The sequence below is a fragment of the Nonomuraea antimicrobica genome, from assembly GCF_039536965.1.
GTDB lineage: Bacteria > Actinomycetota > Actinomycetes > Streptosporangiales > Streptosporangiaceae > Nonomuraea > Nonomuraea antimicrobica.
Map to the genome: position 1 here is coordinate 53,419 of NZ_BAAAZP010000031.1, position 21,235 is coordinate 74,653.

Here is a 21,235-nt window from a genome sequence, read left to right on the forward strand (position 1 = left end):
CTAACGTTCGCAAAAACTGCGAGCGACCGCGCGGACGGCCCCGACGGGACAGGCTTGGCCCGAGACGACTGGATCATCAGCGCGGGCAACCGGTAGCTTCTCAGGTCAGCGTTGGCGGGGTGTCGCGCAGGGTGACGCTGGCGTGGTTCTCCTGGAAGCTCTGGTCCGAGACGAGAGTGAGCCGGGCGGTGGACTGGAACTCCGGCAGGGTGATGGAGCCGCAGGAGACCATCGTGGTCTTGAGCTTGGCGATCGTCAGGGCGAGCCCTTCGTTGAGGTCGCCGGCGTAGGGGACGTAGCCGTCGACCCCTTCCTCGAAGACCAGCCCTTGGCCTCCCTGACCGTAGCGCTGCCAGTTGCGGGCGCGGTTGGATCCTTCGCCCCAGTACTCCTTGACGAAGCCGTCGCGGGTGGGCAGCTTCGCGCCGGCCGCCTGGTCGAAGCGCGCGAAGTAGCGTCCCATCATGACGAAGTCGGCTCCCATCGCCAGCGCCAGGGCCACGTGGTAGTCGTGCACGAGCCCGCCGTCGGAGCAGATCGGCACGTACTCGCCGGTACGCTCGCGGAAGGCGTCCCGAGCCGCGCAGACGTCGAGAACCGCGCTGGCCTGGCCGCGGCCGATGCCCTTCTGGTCGCGGGTGATGCAGATGGAGCCGCCGCCCACGCCGACCTTGACGAAGTCGGCGCCGGCCTCGGCGAGGAAGGTGAACGCCTCGCCGTCGACCACGTTGCCGCCGCCGACCGGGATCTCAGGATAGTGCTTCTTCACCCAGGTCAGCGCCTGTGCCTGCCAGTCGCTGTAGCCGTCGGAGGAGTCGAGGCACAGCACGTCCGCGCCCGCTTCCACCAGGGCGGGGACGCGCTCCCGGTAGTCATGAGTGTTGACGCCCGCGCCCACGCGCAGGCGTTTGGCGGCGTCCACCACCTGGTTCGGGAAGCGCTTGTTGTCGGTGTAGTCGGAACGGAACACCAGATGCAGCAGGTGGCCCTCGGCGTCCAGCACCGGAAGGCAGTCGAGGCGTTCGTCCCACAGCCGGGCGTTGGCCTCGGAGAGCGTGACGTCGGGTCCTGCATGGGGAAGGTCGGCCAGGGCGGTCATCCGGCCGCTGACCGGTCCGTCGAGGTCGTGGCGTTGGGGGTGGAAGTCGCGGGACGTCACCAGCCCGAGGAGGCGGCCGGCGGCGGTCCCGTCGTGGGTGACCGCAGCGGTGCTGTGGCCGGTGCGGCGCATGACGTCTGCCAGGAGGCTCAGGCTGTCGTCAGGGCGGACGTTCGTGTCGCTGGTGACGAAACCGGCCTTGAAGTTCTTCACCTGCCGGACCGCTGCCGCCTGGTCCAGGACCGGTTGGTTGTGGTGCAGGAAGCAGAGACCGCCGTTGCGCGCGAGCGCGATCGCGAGATCGGGCGTGCCCACGGCCTGCATGATCGCGGAGGTGAACGGGACGTGCAGTTCGATCGCCGATACTTCGCCTCCGAAGTGCCGCACCAAGGGCGTGCGCAGGTCAACCGTCGCAGGCGAGCAGTCGGTGCGGGTCCGGTTCGGCAAGAGCAGATATTCGTTGAACGTCCGTGAGACCTCGGCGATGATCTGTGCCACTCGTTCCTCCTGATCCGTCGACCGGGGCCGGACCGCCCCGCTGTCAAGATCGCCTCCTCGCTCCACAAGGGGCAGGCATCGCAGGGCAGCCGTGCAGGTGCCGCAAGCTGCGGAGCCCATGACTGGCCCCATGGATCGGAACAGGGTGCGGTCGTGACCTGGCGCCCTATCGATCACCTCATTTTTGACGACAGTCAGGGGCGCCGATGCCTGTGACTTTGATGGCTTGATGGCGTGAATTACCCGGCGGTATGCGCACGACCGCCAGTGTCTGCTGTAGGGCGGTGAGCCGAAGCACGGTAGTTGTCACATAGGCAGGCTTTCTGTCACCTGTGACTGTGCGATCTGATCGGCCAGGTCTGCGGGTGGGTCGCGGGCTCGCGCGCGTTCCGATCAGCGGGTGCGGTTCTGCTCAGGTCTGCGGGCCCTGGAGGGCTCGTTCCTGGTCTGCCAGGAACTTGTCGAGCAGGTCGAAGAGGACGCCGGTGACTTGGGTCTCCTCTTCCGGGGTGAGGTCCGGTCTGACTCCCGTCTCGCCGAGAGCGATCTGTTGAATCTGGGCCTCCCAGACGAGATTGGTGCCGACTTGATAGCGGGCCATCAGCCATTCGCGCCAGCCGTCGAGCCCAGGCCCGCCATGTCGGCGAGCAGCCTGGTCGTAGCCGATCAAGAACGCCGTCACGCCCTTCAGCGATGGGCGGCCGATGAACATGCCGGTGCGCTTGGCGAACTGGTTGAAGTACTTGCGCTCGCTCATGTCGGTCAGTTCAGTCATCCTCAGATCCTCTCCGGCGAACTCCGGTGCAGGCAATGACCTTGGTGGCGTCCGGAGTGAGGAACAGGATGTAGTTCCAGGTTCGGTCGGCTGAGGTGATCGAGCCGAGTCGGATCGGGGATTGACCGAGGTCGTTGAGGGTGTCGACTGTTTGTTGAAGGGCCTGGGTTTGGGCGCCTTGTCTCGTGGTGAGGCGGAGCCGTCGCCTGTAGGTCGTGGCCAGTTCGGATGCCGGAGTGTCTCCGTCCCAGATGGTGAACTGGCCGTCGTCGGCGAGAGCGGCGCGGGCCGCTCTGCACGCTCCGGTTGCCGTGTCGAGGAGCGTCAGAAGGTCGTCTCGGTTCAGCGGGCGCTCCACTTGCAGATCCTTATGGGTGGTGCGGATGTTAGCCGAAACGCTCAGCCGGCTCGCTGGAGATCAGACCGGTCGTGGCTGCGAGGAGGTCGGCGTGGTGGACGAGGAGGTTCTTGAGCGCGCCGTAGTGGGCGAGGGGAGCTTCGCGGTTGAAGTGGTGCCAGGTGTTTCCCCGGCGCTGGAGCCATTCGCGCTGGGTGTGCTGCGGCTGCTGGGCCTCGATGGGGCGGGGCGCGAAGCGGGGTGCGCCTTGGGTGACGCGTGCCAAGATGAACGCAGAGGCTTCTTGGCGTTTGCGGTCGTCGAGGGTGGGCTGAACGGGGCCGGGAACCGGTGGCAGCTGGTTGATGATCTCGGCCCAGGCTTCTTCGCCGAGGCTCCAGAACATCAACCCAGGCCGGTGCCGCTGGTCCCGCCGCCAGGAGAACCCCCGGATCGGATCGCTGTTCAACCAGGGCATCTGCACCAGGTCCCGGACCGGGCACGACACCTCAGCCTCGTTCGCCCGCCAGGTCACCGTCCACCGTCGCGGCCAATCACCCTCCAACGCCAGTCCCTGCCTGCCGGACCCGACGGGCACCCGCACCAGCAGATCCATCCACGAGCAGCGATGCGACCACAAGCCACCCGTGGCATCTCGTTCGTCGACCATACGCCCAGGAAACGCCGACCCGTCCCGTACCGCAGCCACTCACCCGAACCAGTGACAGAAAGCCTACGAAATGTAGCCTCGGTGACAGATGCCGCGCCTCATCGGTGACAACAAGCGTGCCTCGCCCGAACCGACCTCGCAGATCAAGCAACCCCTGCGGTGACAACTACCGTGCTTCGGCTCAGGCAGCCCGCGCGGCCGCCCAATCCGCGCTCAACGGCCTGTTCCTGGGCCTGGGTGCGGTGGCACTGCTCGTCGGCGGCATCGGCGTCGCCAACACCATGGTCATCTCGGTCCTGGAACGCCGGTCCGAGATCGGCCTGCGCCGCTCCCTCGGAGCGACCAGAGCAGACATCCGCCTCCAATTCCTGGTCGAAGCGATCCTGCTGGCCGCGCTCGGCGGCCTCGCCGGCGTGGCCATCGGCACCCTGGCCACCACCATCTACGCCCACATCAAGAACTGGGCCACCGTGGTACCCCCGTCGGCCTGGGCCGGCGGGCTGGGCGCGGCCGTCACCATCCACGCCATCGCCGGGCTGCTCCCCGCCATCCGCGCGGCCCGGATGCAACCCACCGCGGCACTGCGAACCGCCTGACATGCCCGGCACGATGAGCAATCCCGTCGTGCCGGTCTTCAGCATGCCCAACGGCCCTTTGATTGGACACTCACAACAAGTGCCCGAGTGTTCACCAGGACGGGCCAGCCGCACGGCCACGGGAAGATCGAGCGGCTGATCGGCACCGTCAACCAGATGTGCCTGGCCCACCTGCCCGGCTACGCTCCCCGCGGCACCCCCGACCGCGCCAGCCAGGCGCAGCTCACCCTTCCGCAGCTCGACGCCGCGATCGGCCGGTTCATCCGCGAGGTCTACACCCAGCGCCCCCACTCCGAGACCAAGACACCACCCCAGGCGCGGAGGGAGGCCGGCGCGTTCATCCCGCGCATGCCCACCTCCCTCGAACAACTTGACCTGCTGCTGTTCCTCGTATTGGCAGCGGATCGGGCCGTCTTGCCCGGCGCGTTGGATGGTGAGCTCGCCCAGCCACAAAGTCCGCGGCACCTCATCATCAGGTGACCCGCTGGTCTGCGGTGTCGTCAGGCGCGGCCAGCCAGGGCATGCGGTGGACAAGGCTGTCACGCAGCCGGGTGAGAGCGGCGATGCGCTCCTCCAGCTCAGCCACCCGCTGCGCGGCGACGGCGTTGCTGGCGGCGCACGGCGGCACATAGCAGAACACCTCGGGCAGCTCAGCATCGAGGAAGTCCAGGAACGACTTCACATCTTCGACGGTGAACCCGCAGGCCAGCAGCGCACGAATATTGCGGACGCGGAGGGTCGCACTGGGCTCGTACACGCGATACCCCGCGGTCGTACGGCCGGACTCGAGCAGGCCCTGCTCCTCGTAGTAGCGCAGGGCACGGGTCGTGGTCCCAGCCTCCGCGGCCAGTTCACCGATGAGCATCACAGGCACCTCCGAGTCCAACCGCACGGCTTCGCGTACACATCAAGGTCAAGTCCCGAGCCGGACCACCGTCTTCCCGGTGTATGCGCCCTTCACGAGACCGAGGAGGGCCTGCGGCGCGTTCGCGAGCCCGTCGATCACCGTCTCGTCGTGGACGATCGCGCCTTCGCCCAGCCAGGTACGGAACTGCGTGTCGAACTCCGGAGCACGGTCAAGATGATCGCTCGTGGTGAAGCCGCGCATGGTGAGGCGCTTGCCGATCACACTGAGCAGGTCGCCAGGCCCGTCGCCAGGACGGCTCTCGCCCTGCCGGTTGAGGGCTCCGCACAGCGCGATGCGGCCATGCGGGTTCATGACCTCGATCGCGGCATGCAACTGTTCGCCGCCCACGTTGTCGAAGTAGACGTCGATGCCTTCGGGGGCGGCCTCGCGCAGCCTGTCCACGATCGGGCCGTCGTGATAGTCGAAGGCCGCGTCGAACCCGAGTTCGCCGGTCAGCCGGGCGACCTTCTCGGGTGATCCGGCGCTGCCGATCACCCGGGACGCCCCCTTGAGCCGGGCGATCTGACCGGCCATGTTTCCGGTCGCTCCAGCCGCGCTGGAGACGAAGACGGTGTCGCCGGGCCGTAGCTCCGCGGCATCCATGAGCCCGACATACGCGACCAGCCCGGAGCCTAGGTAGGTAGAAGGCGTCGAGTAGGCGTCGCGGTCAACGCGGCGAAACAGCCCGGCCTGCGCCACGGCGTACTCGCGCCAGCCGAACCGATGCATCACCAGGTCGCCTGCGCCCAGTGACGGGTCGGCAGAGGCCACCACTTCACCGATGGCGGCTCCGTACATCACCTTGCCGATCTCATAGCGGGGCATCGGCAGGCCAGAGATCCCCGCGATCAACATGAGCATGCCGGGCTCGAGCGACATGAACAGATTGCGGACCAGTACCTGACCCACTGCGGGATCAGGGACAGTGACCTCGGCGATCTCGAAGTCGCCGGGAGTGGGCAGGCCCTCCGGGCGTGCGACGAGCCTGACCTCCAGTCCGGTGCGGGAGGTGCCGGAGAACGTTGTGCTGTTCGAAGGTGCGTCCATGCCGACGACCGTAGGGATTGACCCATACGTGAAGGTCAAGCCGCCTACCTGCGGGACCTCTGAGCAGGGACGAAACGGGAGCCTGGAAGATCGTTTCCCGGACTTCGTACGGGTGTGTTCGCGATTTGCGCGTACAGGACGGCGTTACCGGCCTATGAGGGAAGCCACGAGGGCCACCAGGGTAGAACGCAGTCACCTGGAGTGCCCTCGGCGGCCAGGTCGTACATGGTCATGGCGACGGGTCCGGCGATGGAGCCGGCAACGGTGAGAGCAAGCAGTATGGCGCCCGACCATAGACGTCCGGCCAGCCAGGGCAGCCGGGTCAGCAGGTGAAATGACTGCGCGACAAGCGCCGACAGTACCGAGACGATCGGAAAGATCACGATCCGGCTCAGAGACCAGACGGTACCGGCGAAGTTTTCGCCCGAGCTCAGGTCGCCCAGGCAGTAGAGCTGCGCGCGAGCCACCAGGTGGATATCGAGGAAGGTCCCGAACGTCGCGCACGCAATGGCGATGATCGCGGAGAGCCCGCATCCGAACGTCCAGTAGACCTCGCGCGTTTGTGGCGTTCTGCGCTCCGTCACGGCGCCATCAAAGCAGACGTGTTTGCGGGCGATGCGCAGCGTTGGTGCGGATCCGGTGCAGGGTTCACCCGCCATCGCCGAAGGAGCACGTCCCCGCTTCAGGCAGAGACCTGGCGGCACAAGGCGATCGGGCTTGCCCCGTTGCCGCCGGTCTCCGAACAGGTTCGGCTGGACCAGGACGTTCGGCTCGCGCGTGATCTATGGGCGTTGGAGGCGCGCACGCACGGCGGTGACCTCCCACGGCGTCGACCGCGTCGGAGCCGACGGCAGACTTCCCGCTGAGCGCCCCGTCCTCTACCGCCGATATGCGGTGACGCCGACCGGCACCCGGCTGTCCACGGCGCGTATGACCGGTTCTGCGCCCTCGGGCCCGGATCCTCCGTACAGCTCGATCAGTTGCAGTTCGCTCGCCATCTTCCCGGCCACCTCGCCGGCGACGGTCTCGTCGGGGACCGCGACGAGAGTCGTCCTGCCGCCGTCACCCCTCTCGTGCACCACCACGTCGACCGCCGGATCGGCGCCTTCGTGCACGATGATGAACGCCTCCGACAGTGTCTCCCCCGCCTCGAAACGCGCCTTGTACGAGGCCACGCCCGTCAGCGACTCGAACCCGTAGTAGACGGCCCCCACCGGCACCTCACCGCCGACCGCCCGGCCGGCCTCGGCGTGCCAGACCGCGCCGAACGCGCCGCAGAGCTCGACCTGGTCCACCCCTTCGGCGACCAGCCGGGATACGAGCTCCACCATCTGCCCAGGCTCGCCGACGGCCCGTACGCGCGTGCGCCCGCTGCCGTTCTGGACGGTCATGACGTCGATCGACGGGTCGGCGCCGACCTCCTCATAAATGATCACCCTGTCTTCGCTCATGCCCGGAAGCCTTTCACCTCAACCAAACTTGAGGTCAAGCCGATCGGCGACGAGGACACGGTCGCCGTCCGGACCGACCGCCCGTCCCAGAGCTGCCACCACCGCTGAAAGGACGCTCCCGGCGGCCCCGCCAGGGACCGCCGGGAGCGAACCGCTACGGCGCGGTGATCCGGTAGGCGCGGATCACGCTCTGCTCCACCGTGTTGCCATGAACGTCGGCCGAACTTGCCCGAAGCGACACGAACCCGCTGCGCCCGGGATGGTCCAGGACGACCTTGGACCCGGCGACCTTCGCCCGGCTCCAGGTCACGCCGTCGTCGTAGGACACCTCCACGACCACCTCACGCGCCGGGCCCGCCGCGCTCCCGGCCAGCCGCTGCACGGTGAACGGCACCTCGAAGCGCCGCCCGGCCGGAGCGGAGTTCCGCACGTCGAGGTCCGGGGCGAACCGCACCACGGACAGCGGCAGCCGGGTCGGCGAGCTCGTGTTTTCCGACCGGAACGTCCACGTCGCCGAGCTGCGCGTGGACAACACCGCGGACTCTCCTCGCTCCGCGTCGGCGACCAGCCGGTACGTCCCCCCGCCCGGCGGCACGGTGAACCACTCCATCAGCCAGTCGCTCTCGCCGACGAGCTCGCCATCGCGGTAGAGGGACAGGTGCTCGGTGGCCCCGGAGTACCCGATCGACCCGCGCCCGTCGCCGAACATCGGCAGATTCACCGCGATCACGTCGCCGGTGCGGCGCGCGGGCTCGCTCGTCTGGTCCCCCGACGGGAGGGAGGGGCCGAACACGCCACGGTTCCACAACTCCGTGGTGACGCTGCCCGGCCGCAACCGCACGGGAGCGGACGAGAACGCGGTGATCTGGCCGTCGGCCCCGAACTCGGTCATGGCGGCGGACCAGCGGATGCCTTCGTCGGTGTTGACGTACTCGGTCGACGTCGACGGTGAGGTGAGCTCGTTCACGCTGGGATGCGTCAGGAAGACGCCCTGGCTCGGCACGGCCTGACGGCCCACCAGCACGCGGGCACCCGGCAGATGCTCCGCGACGTCGACACGTACGCGCGCCAGATCCTTGGGATCCACCGCCCGGTCATAGCCGGTGATCATGCGATCCCGCTCGAACCAGGCGAGCTGGTAACTGTCCTGACCCGCCTGGTAGTGCGCGCTCACCCGGGTGAGCATGCCTTCTTTCGCCTGCTCGGGGCCGAGCTGCGCGGTGAACGCCCTGGCGAAGTTCCGCGGGTACCAGCCCCTGACATGCAACCGGTCGGGCGTCCTGAACGAGTACGCGACGTTGCCCTCCTTCAGCACCGCGCCGGGCGTGGGCGGGCGGATCGACGTGGGTCGGCCCAGCCGGGCGTCCGCCTCGACGGTCCACGCCCTGTCCAGGCGCAGGCGTGGCTGCACCAGCAGCGCCACGCCGTCCTCGCTCAGGATGGTGGTGTCCAGCAGGTACTCGCCCCTGGGCAGGCGGAAGGTCATCGAGCTCTCGGTCGGCCAGAACACCTGGGGCGACGGTTCCGCGGCGTCCAGCCGCCAGATCACCATCTGATAGTCGGCCGTCGGCTTGCCCGACCGGTCGGTCTGGTTGACGGTCAGGTCGTAGCTCTCGATCTCCTTCTCCACCGCGGCGGGCGTGCTCACCACGACGCCGCCCGGCCCCTTGGCCTCGACGAAAGCGCCGAGGAAGCCGTCGGGCTCGCCGGTACGCGTGTCCGCCGTCACCGTCGCCTCCGCCTGTCCGCCCGCGGGCACCGTCAGCGTGGCCGGGCTGACGGAGAAGGTCGTGCCCGACGTGACGCCGAGGTCGAGGGTGACCGGCGTATCACCGTGGTTGTGGTAGGTGAGCTTCCTGGTGAGCACCTCGTCGTCGGCGTGTGGCCAGCGCTGCAGGCCGAACCCCAGGCCGGGCGGGTCCGCGGTCACCGCCTGCGTGGCCGCCCGCTCGGCGTCCACGCGTCCCGCTCCCTGGGAGAACACCTCCGTCTGCGGAGAGGGCTTGGCCGAGCCCATGAGCGTGGCCTTCAGCTCCGCCGCCTTCCAGCTCGCGTGCGCGCCGGCCAGCAGCGCGGCTGTTCCCGCGACGTGCGGGGTCGCCATCGAGGTCCCCGACATGGCCACGTACGGCCCGCTGCCCGCGCTGTCCTTGCTCCGCGCGGCGGCGATCTCCACGCCCGGCGCGGTGATCTCCGGCTTCAGCCCGGAGTCGCCCACGCGCGGGCCCTTGCTGGAGAAGTCCGCCAGCCGGTCCGTCCTGTCCACGGCCCCCACGGCCAGGGCGGCGTCCGCGCTGGCGGGGGAGCTGACCGAACGGTCGGCCTCGACGTTGCCCGCCGCGACCACGAACAGCGTGCCGTGGCTCTCGCTCAGTCGCTGAACGGCCTCCTCCATCGGGTCGAGACCGGGCTCGTCCAGGCCGCCCAGGCTCAGGTTGACCACCCGGGCGCCCTGGTCGGCGGCCCACTGCATCCCGGCCAGAATGGCGGAGTAGGTGCAGAAACCCGGTTCGCACACCTTGCCGTCCAGCAGTTGGGCGTCCGGCGCCACACCGCGATACCTGCCGTCGGAGGAAGCTCCGGTGCCCGCGATGGTGGACGCCACATGCGTGCCGTGGCCGACCACATCCCGTTCGTCGGGCGTATCGGTGAAGTCCGCCCGCGCGACCACCTTCCCGGCCAGGTCCGGATGGGCACTGTCGATGCCGGTGTCCAGCACCGCCACCTTGACCCCCGCGCCGGTCAGCCCCTTCGCCCAGGCCGCGGGAGCGCCGATCTGCTTGACGCTGGCGTCAAGGGACAGCTTGACGCGCGCGTCGAGCCAGATCTTGCCCCCGACGTTCCGCAGGTCCTGCCAGAACCGGACGGCCTGCGCCCTGTCCTGCCGCACGGCGAAGCCGCCGACCGCGGCCAGCGCCCGCTGCCCCGCCCCGCCGCGCAACGATCTGGGCGCGGACGCGCCGGTGACGACGAGCGGCAGGTCCTGACGCCGGTCGTCGTAACCGGACTCGGCAAGCGCGCTCACCTCGAACAGGCGCGGATCCAGGCGTCCCTGCCGCAGGGGCTCGATCGCGTCACCCGGCACGACCCGCAACCGCTCACCGCTGCCGAAGGTGTGGAAGTCGATACCCTCCCTTCCCTCGCCCGGCGCGATCAGGGGACTTCCGTCCGGTGCGAGGACCACCCGGTCGCCGGTGATCAGGGTGACACTGCGGGCGTTCCCCGCTCCCCCGGCGCTCGCGTGAGCTGCGGGTAACACGATGATGGACGCGGCGACCAGCAGGAACGCGCCCGCCGCTCTCGTCGTCGTCTTTCGCACTCCGTCTTCTCCCTTTTCCCGAATCCGTTTGGCGATGATCACTCGTTATTGCCATACGCTCGGGACGTCGTTCCAGGTTGCACGGCGCCAGCGATTTCCAGGTGACGGCGATGGGCGGGAGATGTCCAATTCGTCCAATATCTGGGGAATCAGTCTGCTGACACCGAGGAGCTGGGCGGTGGAGGAGACGGCGTTCTCCGGCCGGGTGGGCAGGTCGCGAGCTGAACGCATCAGCTGTCAATGCTCGGGAAATGCGGTCAGCCTTGTGGTGTGGCGCGTTCGACTACATTGGAGCTTCGCACCTTTCGTCTCGTCCTTCACATCTGTCCTTGTCGCGTGCCGAGGAGCGCCCCTAGATGAACTGGCTCTACGTCGTGGGGATCATCCTCTTCCTCCTCGGGTTGATGATGTCCATCGCGCTGCACGAACTCGGCCACCTGGTGCCGGCCAAGCTCTTCGGCGTCAAGGTGACCCAGTACATGGTGGGCTTCGGCTCCACGGCCTGGTCCCGGCGCAAAGGCGAGACCGAATACGGCATCAAGTGGATCCCGTTCGGCGGCTACATCCGCATGATCGGGATGCTGCCGCCGCGCCCCGGAGAGGATCCCACCAAGGTCAGGAGCACGGCGACAGGACCTTTCCAGGGGCTGATCGAGTCCGCCCGCGAGGCCGCGCTGGAAGAGGTGCGTCCAGGCGACGAGAACCGCGTCTTCTACCGCAAGAAGTGGTGGCAGAAGGTCATCATCATGTCCGGCGGGCCGTTGATGAACCTCGTGCTGGCGTTCGTCTTCTTCGCCATCCTGCTGGTCGGCATCGGCCTGCCCGCCGATGCCCCGATCGTCTCGTCCGCCACCGAAACGTGCGTCATCCCCGTCTCCGAGCAGCGCGCCGCCTGCAAGCCCGGCGACCAGCCCACCCCGGCCGCGCAGGCGGGCCTCAAGCCGGGCGACCACATGGTCTCCTTCGACGGCGCCACGATCGACTCCTGGGAAGACGCCAAGCGCCTGATCCGCTCCCACGGCGCCGGCCCGGTCAAGCTCGGCATCGTGCGTGACGGTAAGCCGATGACGTTCGACGTCACGCTCATCGCCCAGGACCAGCCCAACCTCGAAGACCCCGAGAAGACCGACAAGAACGTCGGCTTCCTCGGCGTGCGGCCCACCAAGGTGATGGAGCAGCAGAGCGTCGGCCAGGTGATCGGCTACATGGGCGAGCAGACGGCCAGGGTGGCAGGCTCGATCTTCAACCTGCCGGAGAAGATGGTCGGCGTCTGGCACGCGGCCTTCTCCGGCGAGGAACGTGACCCCGAGGGCCCGGTGGGCATGGTCGGCGCGGGCCGCTTGGGCGGCGAGATCCTGACCTCCGACCTGTCCAACGAGGAGAAGATCGCCACCTTCGTCAACCTGCTGGCCGGCTTCAACCTGGCGATCGGCATTTTCAACCTGATCCCGCTGCTGCCGCTCGACGGCGGGCACATCGCGGGCGGGCTCTGGGAGGGGCTCAAGCGGGCCTACGCCAAGGTCATGCGGCGGCCGAAGCCCAAGCACGTCGACATCGCCAAAGTGCTGCCGCTGACGTACGCGGCGGCACTGGTGATGATGATCATGGCAGGCCTGCTCATCTACGCCGACCTGGTCAACCCGCTCACGCTGACGAACTGACGGACCGGTTCGTGATGTTCTCCGACCACCTGCCACGACATGCTGCGCGCAGGGCACGATGTCGGGAAACTCCGCCCGCCCGCGCGGGAAGCGGCCGTGCTGGAGTTCCAGCGCGACATGATCAGCGAGAACACCCGTGAAGGTGTCGCCGCCGGCAAGACCCTCGGCCGCCCCGCCGCCCTCGACCAGGGCGGGGCGGCCACCCTCGTCGAGGCATACCGCCAGGTGCGCACCGCCGGTGACGAAGGCGTCTGCCAGGCTTTGGCCTCCGGGCAGACCATCCGCCGCGGCCACAGCTGCTCGGTCCGCATCGCGGCCCCGCTTGCCTTCGACTGCGCCGCGCTGGAGCAGAGCGCTGCCCTCGCCGGTTCCAGCCCCGCCGCGCGCAAGGCGCACCGGATGTACGCCGCCCGTGTCACAGCCACCCAACCATGATCAGCTTCATCGATAACCTCCATCCAGCTCCACTGATCCCGAAGCGGCAGGGCGAGGTTACGAGCGAACCTGCCGGTCGGGCGCCGGAGCTTTCAGTGATTTCCTGATGCGCCTGTTCGTAGTGTGGGCGTCACGGTCGTGTCGCTCGGTGGCTTGCCGGGTCAATCTTGTACTGGCTGGGGGCGGACGCGTTTGTAATTGAGGGTTTGTGCGCTCAGGACGCAGGTGGCGACGATGGCGAGGATGGCGCCGGTCCACATGGCGGCGGCGGTGTCGTCGGCGGCGCTGATGGCGAGGCCGCCGATGGCGCTGCCGGCGACGACGCCCAGGGTGATGACGGACGTGTGCACGGTGTTGACCAGTCCCCCGGCTCCGGCGACTTCGACGACGCGTGAGACGAGTGCGGGGTTCATCGTGACGCCGACGAGGCCGACCGCAAGCACGCCGGGCAGGGCGGCCCAGGGCAGGTGGGCGAACAGGGCGAGGACCACCAGCGCGCCGGCCAGGGCGAGGTGGCCGATGCGCAGCAGGGTTACCGCGTGGCGGTCTGCGTAGCGGCCCACCACGTTGTTGCCGAGGACGGTGCACAGGCCGTAGCCGAAGAGGATCAGGGTCGTGGTGTTGGGCGAGAAGCCCGCGTCGTGTTCCAGCAGGGGGGTGAAGTAGGAGAACGCGCCGTAGGTCGCTCCGATGGTGAGCAGGCTGACCAGGTAGCGGCTCCACAGCCGCGGCGAGCGGAGCTGCCGCAGGTCGTCGGCGGAGGTCTGCGCGGAGACGGCGGGCAGTGCGGGCAGGGTACGCAGGTCGAGCAGGGCGATGATCAGACCGGCGGCGCCCAGGGCGAAGAAGCTCGCCTGCCAGTTCCAGGTGGTGGCGATGGCGTGGCTGATGGGCAGGCCCAGGACGGCGCCGAACATGAGACCGTTCAGCACGATGGAGATCGACGACGCGATGCGGTCGGGGCTGGGGGCGAGCCGGGCGGCCATGGTCAGGGTGAGTCCGAACACGGCGCCGCCCAGGCTCCCGGTCAGCAGTCGAAGCGCGGCGATCCACCAGTAGTTGTGCACCAGGGGCACGGAGGCTTCGAGTATCGCGTAGGCGGTGACGACGCCCAGGAGCGCGGCCTTGGGCGGGACCAGGCGGAGGGCCATGACGATGAGCGGGCCGCCGATGGCCATGCCGAAAGCGTAGATCGAGATCAGCGTGCCGATCGTGGTTGTCGAGGCGCCGAGGCTACGTGCCATGTGAGGCAGCATGCCCATCGTCTGCAGTTCGCTCATGGCGACGATGAGAAGGGTGAGCATGAGCCAGTAGAGAGGCCGTTTCATGGAGCGATGCCTTTCTGTATTCTGAAATCCAAAACTTGGGCAGGGCGAGAGACGGAGTCTGTCGCCCTCTTCGCTCAGGCCAGCAGGGAACGAAGCCCGTCGAGGGCGATCCGGTGCAGAATCTCGGGGGTGACTCCGGTCTGGGCCGTCACGCGGATGCCGGAGATGAGGGTGTTGACCAGGAGTGCGCCTTCACCGGCAGCAGGGCCGTCAGGCATGCTTCCGTCCATGCGGCCGGCCCGGATGGTGTCCTCCAGCAGGCCGAGGCGCTCCTGGAGATCTCGCTCGAGAATGCGCGCGATGCGCTCATCACGCGCCCGCAGGTCGGGATTCATCAGAGTGTGCACGCCCATGCAACCGGCGGCATGCCCCTCGGCGCGCGCGACACGTTCCTCGTCGATGATCGCGTCGATCAGCTTCCGGAGCCGTTCGGCACCGCTGAGGGAGGCGTCGGTGAGGATGGACGCCTGGAGTGCTCGCATGGTGGACGCGTAGTGCTCAAGCGCCCGTACGAAAAGCTCATCCTTCGACGTGAACGCGTTGTACAGACTGCTGCGTCGCACGTCAGCGGCCTCGCAGAGCTGCTCGGTCGACGTGTCGGCGTAGCCGTGGACGCGGAACTGCGCCGCTGCGGCTTCGAGAACCACGCTCTCGTCGAAGGTTCGCGGTCTGGCCATGGGCGAACGCTACCACGTTCTGTATTCCGAGATCCAAAATGATGGGATCCGAACTCTTCATGACCGTCCACGTTCGCAGTTGCGACGCCGCAGGCTGTGAGCTTGGGCGTTCGTTCGTTGACACACCCCCGCATGCTGCGGGAGGTCGCATGTGGACAATGGCGGCCGAGGACGAGTGGATTCTCGCCGACCGGCTCGCCAAGGGGTTGCGCGACCAAGCGATGGCGGTGGGCGTCGTCTACCCCATCGTGCTTCGGTCGCGCATCACTCCCCTTTCGCGGTCAGCGCATCACAACCCACCGGCCCGCTCTGCATGGCTTATGACCTGTGGAAACCTTCCGGCGAAGCACATCCGCACAGAAAGTCACGAGAAGCCGCTCAACTCCGCGCTGTCAACGGGACTGTTCGTTCGGATGCTCGTCATGCCCCGTTCCAGTCCGAACGTGGGCGCGGTCGGCCACACGACCGGCGGGGGCGCGGGGCTCCTCGGGCGCCGCTTCGGCTTCGCCGCGGATCACGTACGGCGGCTGCACCTGGCAATCTTGCGCCGTCTTCCGGTCGTCACTCGGAGGCCGACCCTCCTCGCAGGCCGACCCTGGCGCCAGAGCACCACGGCAGATGCTGCCTCCAGCCTTCCGATGGTCAGTCGCCACTGGCCGTTCCGATCCTTCTCACGGGCCTTTTCGGTTGCTCAGGCGACATCAGTTGGCCGACTTGCCGAACCAGCGGGAGAGGTGGTCGTCCAGGTCCTGCTGATCGTCGCCGATCCAGGCGACGTGGCCGTCGGGGCGTAGCAGGACGCACGGGACATCCAGTACCGCAGTGGGATCCGCGAGGTAGTCGACCCGGTCTGACCAGCCGCCGACGGTCAGGCGTTCGGTACGGTCCAGCAGCAGGCCGCGGCCGTGATGCAGCAGACCGTAGAGGTGGCCCTGTTTCACGTCGATGTCGTGCAGGCGGCGGCCGAGCAGGTCGGGGCCCTCGCCGAAGTCGTAGCGGATGCCGATCGCGGTGATCTTCTCGATCAGATGGCGGTTCACCTCGTCGAAGTCCATCAGCTCGGTGAGCAGCCTGCGCACGGCCTGCGGGCCAGGTTCGGTGGACAGCAGTTCCATCTGGGCGCGGGTGTTGTCCAGCACGTCCTCGGCGACCGGATGACGTTCGGCCTGGTACGTGTCCAGCAGTGTGTCCGGGGCCCAGCCACGGATCTGCGCGGCCAGTTTCCAGCCGAGGTTGAACGCGTCCTGAACGCCCAGGTTGAGGCCCTGTCCGCCGATGGGTGGATGGATGTGCGCCGCATCGCCGGCCAGGAGCACCCGCCCGACCCGATAACGTTCGGCCAGCCGGGTGGCATCCCCGAAGCGGGACATCCAGCGCGGGGAGTGCACGCCGAAGTCGGTTCCGGCGATGGTGCGCAACTGTTGTTGGAAATCCTTGAGGGTGGGCGGTTCCGCGCGGTCGGCGACTCCCGCGGCGGGGACCACGACGCTGTAGACCCCTTCGCCGAAGGGCCGGAGCCAGAATCGCTGCTGGGTCTCGCGGATTTCGGTCACCTTGGCGGCGATCTCCTCCTGCGGCACGCCCACTTCCATCTCGCCCATCAGCGTCTCGGTCCGTGAGGGCTCGCCGGGGAACCCGACGCCGAGCAGTTTACGCACCGTACTGCGCCCGCCGTCACAGCCGACGAGGTAGCGCGAACGCAGCCGTTCCCCGTCGGCCAACTCGACGGTCACGCCCTCGTCGTCCTGCTCGAAACCGGCCACCGCGCAACCGCGCCGGACCTGCGCACCCCGTTCGATCGCATGTTCTTCGAGCAGATGTACTATGACCGGCTGCGGGACGCCCAGCAGATAGGCGTACGCGGAATCCAGGCCCTTGGGCGCGGCTTTGGGGATGGCGGCGAAGAAGCCGCCGGCCGGACGCTGTCTCCCATGCCGGAGAATACGATCCAGCAGTCCGCGCATCGCCATCAGCTCGAGACTGCGAACATGCAGACCGACTATGCGGACGAACGACGCGGGCTCCGTTTCCTTCTCCAGAACGAGTACCCGCACATCGTGCAGCCGCAGTTCGGCGGCGAGCATCGCACCGGTCGGCCCGCACCCGGCAATGATCACATCGAAGGTGAGGGGCGCACGATCGGCGCCGGAGGCCGGCGACCGGAGAGCTCCGGGGACGCCGCCCGCCGTGGAGTCACGCTCGCCCCTGTCGCTGGCGGGCTGCTCGGCGGTGACCTGCTGAGAGTGCATAGGTGTTGCCTTTCGGGAGTGCCTTGTTGGCGAGGCGCTCCCGGCGACACCTACGTCAATCGCCCGACTGTGACGGGAAGGGGAGCACCCACATCGATACAGCGTTCATGGGTCTCACCTCCTCGGGCGGTGTCACGGTCAACTGCAAGCTACAAGCCCGAGCATCATCCCGTCCAATCCTTTCCCGGCCACGTGATCACGACTCCGAACAGCCCGTGCGATCGCAGGGCGCATCCGGCGTGGCGGCCGGCTGGACCCGGCCACGGTCGACGGTCTGGTCCTGGCTGCCCGCCGGAGGCTGACGGGCTCTCGGTAGGCGCTGCCATGATGAGGTTCGCTCGTGGCCACTACGCGAACTGGTCGTAGGCGAGCTTGACGACCAGCGCGATGACGACGCATAGGCAAGATGCCGAGCAAAATCTCTCACCCGGGCGCCTGGCGGCTGGGGACATGTTCGGGAGCGGTGGGCCTAGTCGGCGAGGCGATGGCTGACGGCCACTCCGGTGGACGGACAGCTCCGCGGGACCATGAATCTCTCGTCCCGGGGGTTCGAGCACCATGCGGGTGGCCGCCTCCTCGGAACGCGATGCGGTGACGTCGGCGATGAGCTGCCCGAGCAGCGCGTACCCTCCCTCGAAGCGCAGTCGTTGCCGACGACCACCACACGCCCCGCTGTTGGCAGAGGGCGCATGGCGTCGGTCACGCCACGCCTCCCTTCACCGGGACGCACCCCCTGCCTCCATCCACGTGATCTCCGTTGCACGCGACTCCCCCGCTACCGCGACTCCCCTGCCACCAACCGTCCCCGCGACTCCCCGGTCGTCACCCGTTCCCGAAGCTCAGCCGGCGCCCCGTTCCCGCAACTGCGCCACCACCGCCCGTTCCTGAAGCTCCGCCGCCACCGCTCGTTCCCGCAACTGCGCGGCCTCCGTACGTGCCGCTTCCAGCTCGGCGCGGAGGTCGTCCAGTCGCGCGCGCTCCACCAGCAGCCTCGCCTGAGCCTGGTCACGCTCCTTGCCCGCCGCCTCGGCCCGCGAACGTTCCCGGGAGGCGAGCTTGCGCTCGCGCGACAGCGCCGCCGCGCCCTCCTCCTTGATCGCCGTCACCTTTGCTGCCAGCCGTTCCGTCTCTGCCGCCGCCAGCCCGGCGTCCTTGAGCGCGATCGCCCGGTCACGTTCCGCGTCGGCGGCGGCGCGCTCCGCCCTGATCGCCCGCTCCACCGCGCGTTCGCGCTCCTGCGCCGCCGCCTCCTCCCGTGCCTTGGACGCGACCATGTCTCTCTCGGCCTGCGCCCTCGCCTCGACCGAGGCCGCCGCTTCCTCGCGAGCGCGATCCCGTTCCTCGCGGGCCAGCTCGGTCTGCTCCTGCGCCCGTACGACCTCGGCCCGCGCCGCCTCCTGCGCGTGAAGGACCTGCGCCTCGGCCTCCTGGCGTACCTGCAGCACCTGGGACTGAGACTCCTCCTGCGCCTCCAGCACCCGGACCCGCGCCTCCTCCTCGATCCTCGAGACCTGGGTCCGGGCGTCGTCCTGTGCCTGCGCGGCCTGGGAGCGCGCCTCCTCCGCCCGCCTGTCGGCCAACTCGACCCGCTCCGCCAGCTCCTGGACGGCCTGATCACGGGCCTGCTCGGTCAGCTCGGCCTGCCGGGTGGCCTCCTCTGCCTGGTGTTCGGCCAGCTCAGCACGTCGCTTGGCCTCCTCGGCCGTCAGCAACGCCTGCCGCTCCGTGCTCGACGCCTCCCGCAGGGCGGCCAGCGCCTGCTCTCTGGCGCGTTCGGCGTCGCCCAGCGCGGTCTCGCGTTCGTGCTCGGCCTCTTCGAGGCGCTGCCGCATCTCGGTCGTCTGCCTGCGGGCGTGCTCGGCGGCCTCGCGCGCCAGCCGTACCTGCTCGAACGCCTGCTCCCGCTCGGTACGCGCGATCGCGACCCGGGTGTGCGCCTCGGCCTGGATGGCGCTCAGCTTGGCCTCGACACCGGCGGGACTGAGCTCCTCGGCCAGTGCCCGCGCCAGCGGCTCGATGGCCGCGGCCAGCCCGCTCTCCATCCGGTCGTACAACTGCTCGGCCCTGGCCAGCGCCCCTTCCAGCCCGGGGGTGGCCCGCCGCAACTCCCGCTCTCGCTTGGCAGCCGCCTGACAGTCCTTCTCAGGACAGTACGCCTTGGGCCGCCCCCGCCCCCGCCGCTGCTCAATCGGCGCCCCGCAGTGCTTACAGGGCGTCACCACACTGGTCTCTGCCGTCACATCGGCAGCCTACCATTTACGATTTTCCAGAAAATCAAAATCAAAAAATCTGATCCGTTGCGCGCCCCCGGATCCCGCTCAACTTGCGAGAATGTAGAATTCCCGCAAGTTTCTGCTCCTGCAGACGTGAGAGAGGCATGACGAGCATCCGAGCTGCCAAGTGGGACCAGCCACGTAAATTTCATGGGCGTTCGCCACACCCTTTCAGTGGATTGGTCACCTGATTGCAGCACTCAGGACGAGACAAAGCCGCCCAAAGCGGTTGTTTCTTCTCCTGCTCGGGCCTGCCTGTCGATGGCGGCTCGGTAGTCGACCGCCCGGTAGCCGTCAAACCGTTTGAGCCGTTTCAGGCGACTTGTTCTGTATCGGAGCTGGTTTCCGCCTTGGCGGGTTCGTTGATCCAGACGCCTGTGGGCAGGCGCGGCGGGGTGGGCTTGCGACGGAACCTGCCGGGGTGGGCTGCGTAGGCGGCCTGGAGTGTCCGGGCGCGCTCGGCCCGGATCTGGCCGGCGGTGCCCAGATGGACCGAGGCCGGGGTGTGCAGGCCGATGCCGGAGTGCCGGTGCTCGTGGTTGTAGTAGGAGAAGAACTCGGTGCAGAAGGCGCGGGCGTGGGTGATTGAGCCGAAGCGTTCGGGAAAGGCCGGGCAGTACTTCAGCGTCCGGAACTGCGCTTCGGAGTAGGGGTTGTCGTTGGACACCGGGGCTGAGGAACAGCGGCCGGTTGAGGTTGGCGCATGTGCCGCCGAATCGGCTGTCGGCGCTGGCCCGCTATGGATCGGGCAGCAAGACGCCCAATCTGGCCCGGGCGGGTGAGCCCAAGCGGACGGCGATGGTGTGTGCGATCGTGCGGCATCTGGAGGCGATGGCGATCGACGACGCGTTGGACCTGTTCGTGCTGCTCATGGCCACCAAGCTGATCAATCCGGCGCGGCGGGCGACCGGCAAGGAGCGCCTGGCGATGCTGCCGCGGTTGGAGAGCGCATCGCGGACGCCGGCGCGCGCGTCCCGGGTGCTGATCGATCAGCTCCGCCTGGTGGAGGAGACCGAGACGGATCTGGATGTGGCCGCGTTGTGGAACGCGGTGGAGAGCGTCGCTTCCAGGGATGAGGTGCGCCAGGCGTTGGAGCAGGTAGAAACGCTCATCGGTCCTGATGCCGACGACGGCGACAGCCGGATGCGTCAGTCCTTGACGGAGCGATACAACACCGTCCGGCTGTTCCTGACGCTGCTGGGTGACTCGGCTGCGCTGGGCGCCGCCTCCGGCGGCAGGCGGGTGCTGGCGGCGGTGAAGCGGTTGCCGGCCCTGGCGCGGCGGAAGGTCAAACAAACGCCGCTGCTGCCCAAGGAGATCGACGAGAAGTTGGTGCCGCCGATGTGGCGGCGCGCTGTCTACGCCAATCCGGATCTGCCCACTGGCTCGGTCGATCGCGACGCGTACGTGATGTGCGTGTTGGAGCACCTAGTCAGGGCCCTGCACCGGCGTGACATCCACGCCGCCCCCTCCCACCGCTGGTCCGATCCTCGCGCCCGGCTACTGGATGGCCCAGCCTGGGCAGGCGGTCCGCGAGGATGTGCTGGCCGGGCTGAACTTGGAGGCGCCGGTGGCCGAGCATCTGGCCGAGCGGGTAACAGCGCTGGACGCTGCCTGGCTGCAGATGGTCGAGCGGCTGGAAGAAGCCGGCGAGGAGGCCAAGGTCTCCATCGTGGCCTCCGACAGGGGCGGGCCCAAACTGAACGTGGAGCGGCTGGGCGCGCTGGGTGAAAGCGAGTCGCTGCGTTGGCTGCGCGCGACCACTTCGGCGATGCTGACGCGTATCGACCTGCCGGACCTGTTGTTCGAGGTGAACGCCTGGACCGGATTCCTGGACGCCTTCGTCCACCTGGGTGAGGCGTTTCTGACTTAATGATGCAGATCGCAGATTCTTCAGCCAGCATCGGTGGCTC

The 21,235-nt window shown here is 68.3% G+C and carries 19 protein-coding genes and 1 pseudogene; 6 read left to right on the forward strand and 14 right to left on the reverse strand.

Features of this window, described 5'->3' with window-relative positions:
• Window positions 1-100 precede the first annotated feature (100 nt).
• From ABD844_RS09580 to ABD844_RS09595, 4 genes are all read right to left on the reverse strand, one after another.
• Window positions 101-1,597 carry an IMP dehydrogenase gene (locus tag ABD844_RS09580; RefSeq protein ID WP_344875114.1) on the reverse strand — a complete coding sequence of 499 codons (1,497 nt, stop codon included), beginning with the start codon at window positions 1,595-1,597 and terminating at the stop codon, window positions 101-103.
• A 412-nt stretch (window positions 1,598-2,009) separates the two neighbouring features.
• Window positions 2,010-2,372 (reverse strand): hypothetical protein, encoded by a 363-nt coding sequence (locus ABD844_RS09585; RefSeq protein ID WP_344875116.1) that lies wholly within the window; start codon window positions 2,370-2,372, stop codon window positions 2,010-2,012.
• Window positions 2,365-2,730, reverse strand: coding sequence for a hypothetical protein (locus tag ABD844_RS09590; RefSeq protein ID WP_344875118.1), 366 nt, complete (start codon window positions 2,728-2,730; stop codon window positions 2,365-2,367). Before ABD844_RS09590 ends, ABD844_RS09585 begins: the two co-directional genes overlap by 8 nt.
• Before the next feature lie 28 nt (window positions 2,731-2,758).
• Window positions 2,759-3,379, reverse strand: a complete 621-nt coding sequence (locus tag ABD844_RS09595; protein WP_344875120.1) for a hypothetical protein — start codon at window positions 3,377-3,379, stop codon at window positions 2,759-2,761.
• 242 nt (window positions 3,380-3,621) lie between these two features.
• On the opposite strand from ABD844_RS09595, the gene ABD844_RS09600 reads away from it, so the two are divergent.
• Complete coding sequence (locus ABD844_RS09600) at window positions 3,622-3,975, forward strand: ABC transporter permease (protein ID WP_344875122.1); 354 nt, start codon at window positions 3,622-3,624, stop codon at window positions 3,973-3,975.
• A gap of 87 nt (window positions 3,976-4,062) precedes the next feature.
• Entirely contained in the window at window positions 4,063-4,455 is a 393-nt protein-coding gene (locus ABD844_RS09605) for an integrase core domain-containing protein (protein ID WP_344875124.1), read from the forward strand.
• Here the strand turns inward: ABD844_RS09605 and ABD844_RS09610 are convergent.
• The 5 genes from ABD844_RS09610 to ABD844_RS09630 form a co-directional block, all read right to left on the reverse strand.
• Window positions 4,448-4,840, reverse strand: coding sequence for a MerR family transcriptional regulator (locus tag ABD844_RS09610; protein WP_344875126.1), 393 nt, complete (start codon window positions 4,838-4,840; stop codon window positions 4,448-4,450). The genes ABD844_RS09605 and ABD844_RS09610 overlap by 8 nt on opposite strands.
• Window positions 4,841-4,888: 48 nt before the next feature.
• Window positions 4,889-5,968: an NADP-dependent oxidoreductase gene (locus tag ABD844_RS09615; protein WP_344875128.1), complete on the reverse strand. Its 1,080-nt coding sequence runs from the start codon at window positions 5,966-5,968 to the stop codon at window positions 4,889-4,891.
• Window positions 5,969-6,081: 113 nt separating this feature from the next.
• A complete protein-coding gene (locus ABD844_RS09620; RefSeq protein ID WP_344875130.1) occupies window positions 6,082-6,588 on the reverse strand; it encodes a hypothetical protein in 507 nt (168 codons plus the stop codon).
• Window positions 6,589-6,807: 219 nt separating this feature from the next.
• On the reverse strand, window positions 6,808-7,380 hold the full coding sequence (locus ABD844_RS09625) for a DUF6506 family protein (protein WP_344875132.1): 573 nt from the start codon (window positions 7,378-7,380) through the stop codon (window positions 6,808-6,810).
• Window positions 7,381-7,534: 154 nt separating this feature from the next.
• Window positions 7,535-10,699, reverse strand: coding sequence for a S8 family peptidase (locus tag ABD844_RS09630; protein WP_344875134.1), 3,165 nt, complete (start codon window positions 10,697-10,699; stop codon window positions 7,535-7,537).
• Between the two features lie 356 nt (window positions 10,700-11,055).
• Here ABD844_RS09630 and ABD844_RS09635 point away from each other — a divergent pair, with 356 nt between their 5' ends.
• Window positions 11,056-12,360 (forward strand): M50 family metallopeptidase, encoded by a 1,305-nt coding sequence (locus ABD844_RS09635; protein ID WP_344875136.1) that lies wholly within the window; start codon window positions 11,056-11,058, stop codon window positions 12,358-12,360.
• A gap of 96 nt (window positions 12,361-12,456) precedes the next feature.
• The gene (locus ABD844_RS09640; protein WP_344875138.1) at window positions 12,457-12,795 is read left to right on the forward strand and encodes a hypothetical protein; all 339 of its coding nucleotides are present in this window, start codon (window positions 12,457-12,459) and stop codon (window positions 12,793-12,795) included.
• Between the two features lie 161 nt (window positions 12,796-12,956).
• On the opposite strand, the gene ABD844_RS09645 is transcribed toward ABD844_RS09640, so the two are convergent.
• The 5 genes and pseudogenes from ABD844_RS09645 to ABD844_RS09665 all read right to left on the reverse strand — a co-directional run.
• On the reverse strand, window positions 12,957-14,123 hold the full coding sequence (locus tag ABD844_RS09645) for an MFS transporter (RefSeq protein WP_344875140.1): 1,167 nt from the start codon (window positions 14,121-14,123) through the stop codon (window positions 12,957-12,959).
• A gap of 74 nt (window positions 14,124-14,197) precedes the next feature.
• Window positions 14,198-14,800, reverse strand: coding sequence for a TetR/AcrR family transcriptional regulator (locus tag ABD844_RS09650; RefSeq protein ID WP_344875142.1), 603 nt, complete (start codon window positions 14,798-14,800; stop codon window positions 14,198-14,200).
• A gap of 701 nt (window positions 14,801-15,501) precedes the next feature.
• Window positions 15,502-17,049: a rifampin monooxygenase gene (rox, locus tag ABD844_RS09655; RefSeq protein WP_344875144.1), complete on the reverse strand. Its 1,548-nt coding sequence runs from the start codon at window positions 17,047-17,049 to the stop codon at window positions 15,502-15,504.
• 839 nt (window positions 17,050-17,888) lie between these two features.
• Window positions 17,889-19,289, reverse strand: coding sequence for a coiled-coil domain-containing protein (locus ABD844_RS09660; RefSeq protein WP_344875146.1), 1,401 nt, complete (start codon window positions 19,287-19,289; stop codon window positions 17,889-17,891).
• A 346-nt stretch (window positions 19,290-19,635) separates the two neighbouring features.
• Window positions 19,636-19,986 (reverse strand): annotated as a pseudogene (locus ABD844_RS09665) (integrase core domain-containing protein); the annotation flags it as partial.
• 41 nt (window positions 19,987-20,027) lie between these two features.
• Between ABD844_RS09665 and ABD844_RS09670 the strand changes: the two are divergent.
• Window positions 20,028-21,053, forward strand: a complete 1,026-nt coding sequence (locus tag ABD844_RS09670; RefSeq protein ID WP_344875148.1) for a hypothetical protein — start codon at window positions 20,028-20,030, stop codon at window positions 21,051-21,053.
• A complete protein-coding gene (locus ABD844_RS09675; RefSeq protein WP_344875150.1) occupies window positions 21,028-21,195 on the forward strand; it encodes a hypothetical protein in 168 nt (55 codons plus the stop codon). Before ABD844_RS09670 ends, ABD844_RS09675 begins: the two co-directional genes overlap by 26 nt.
• Window positions 21,196-21,235 lie beyond the last annotated feature (40 nt).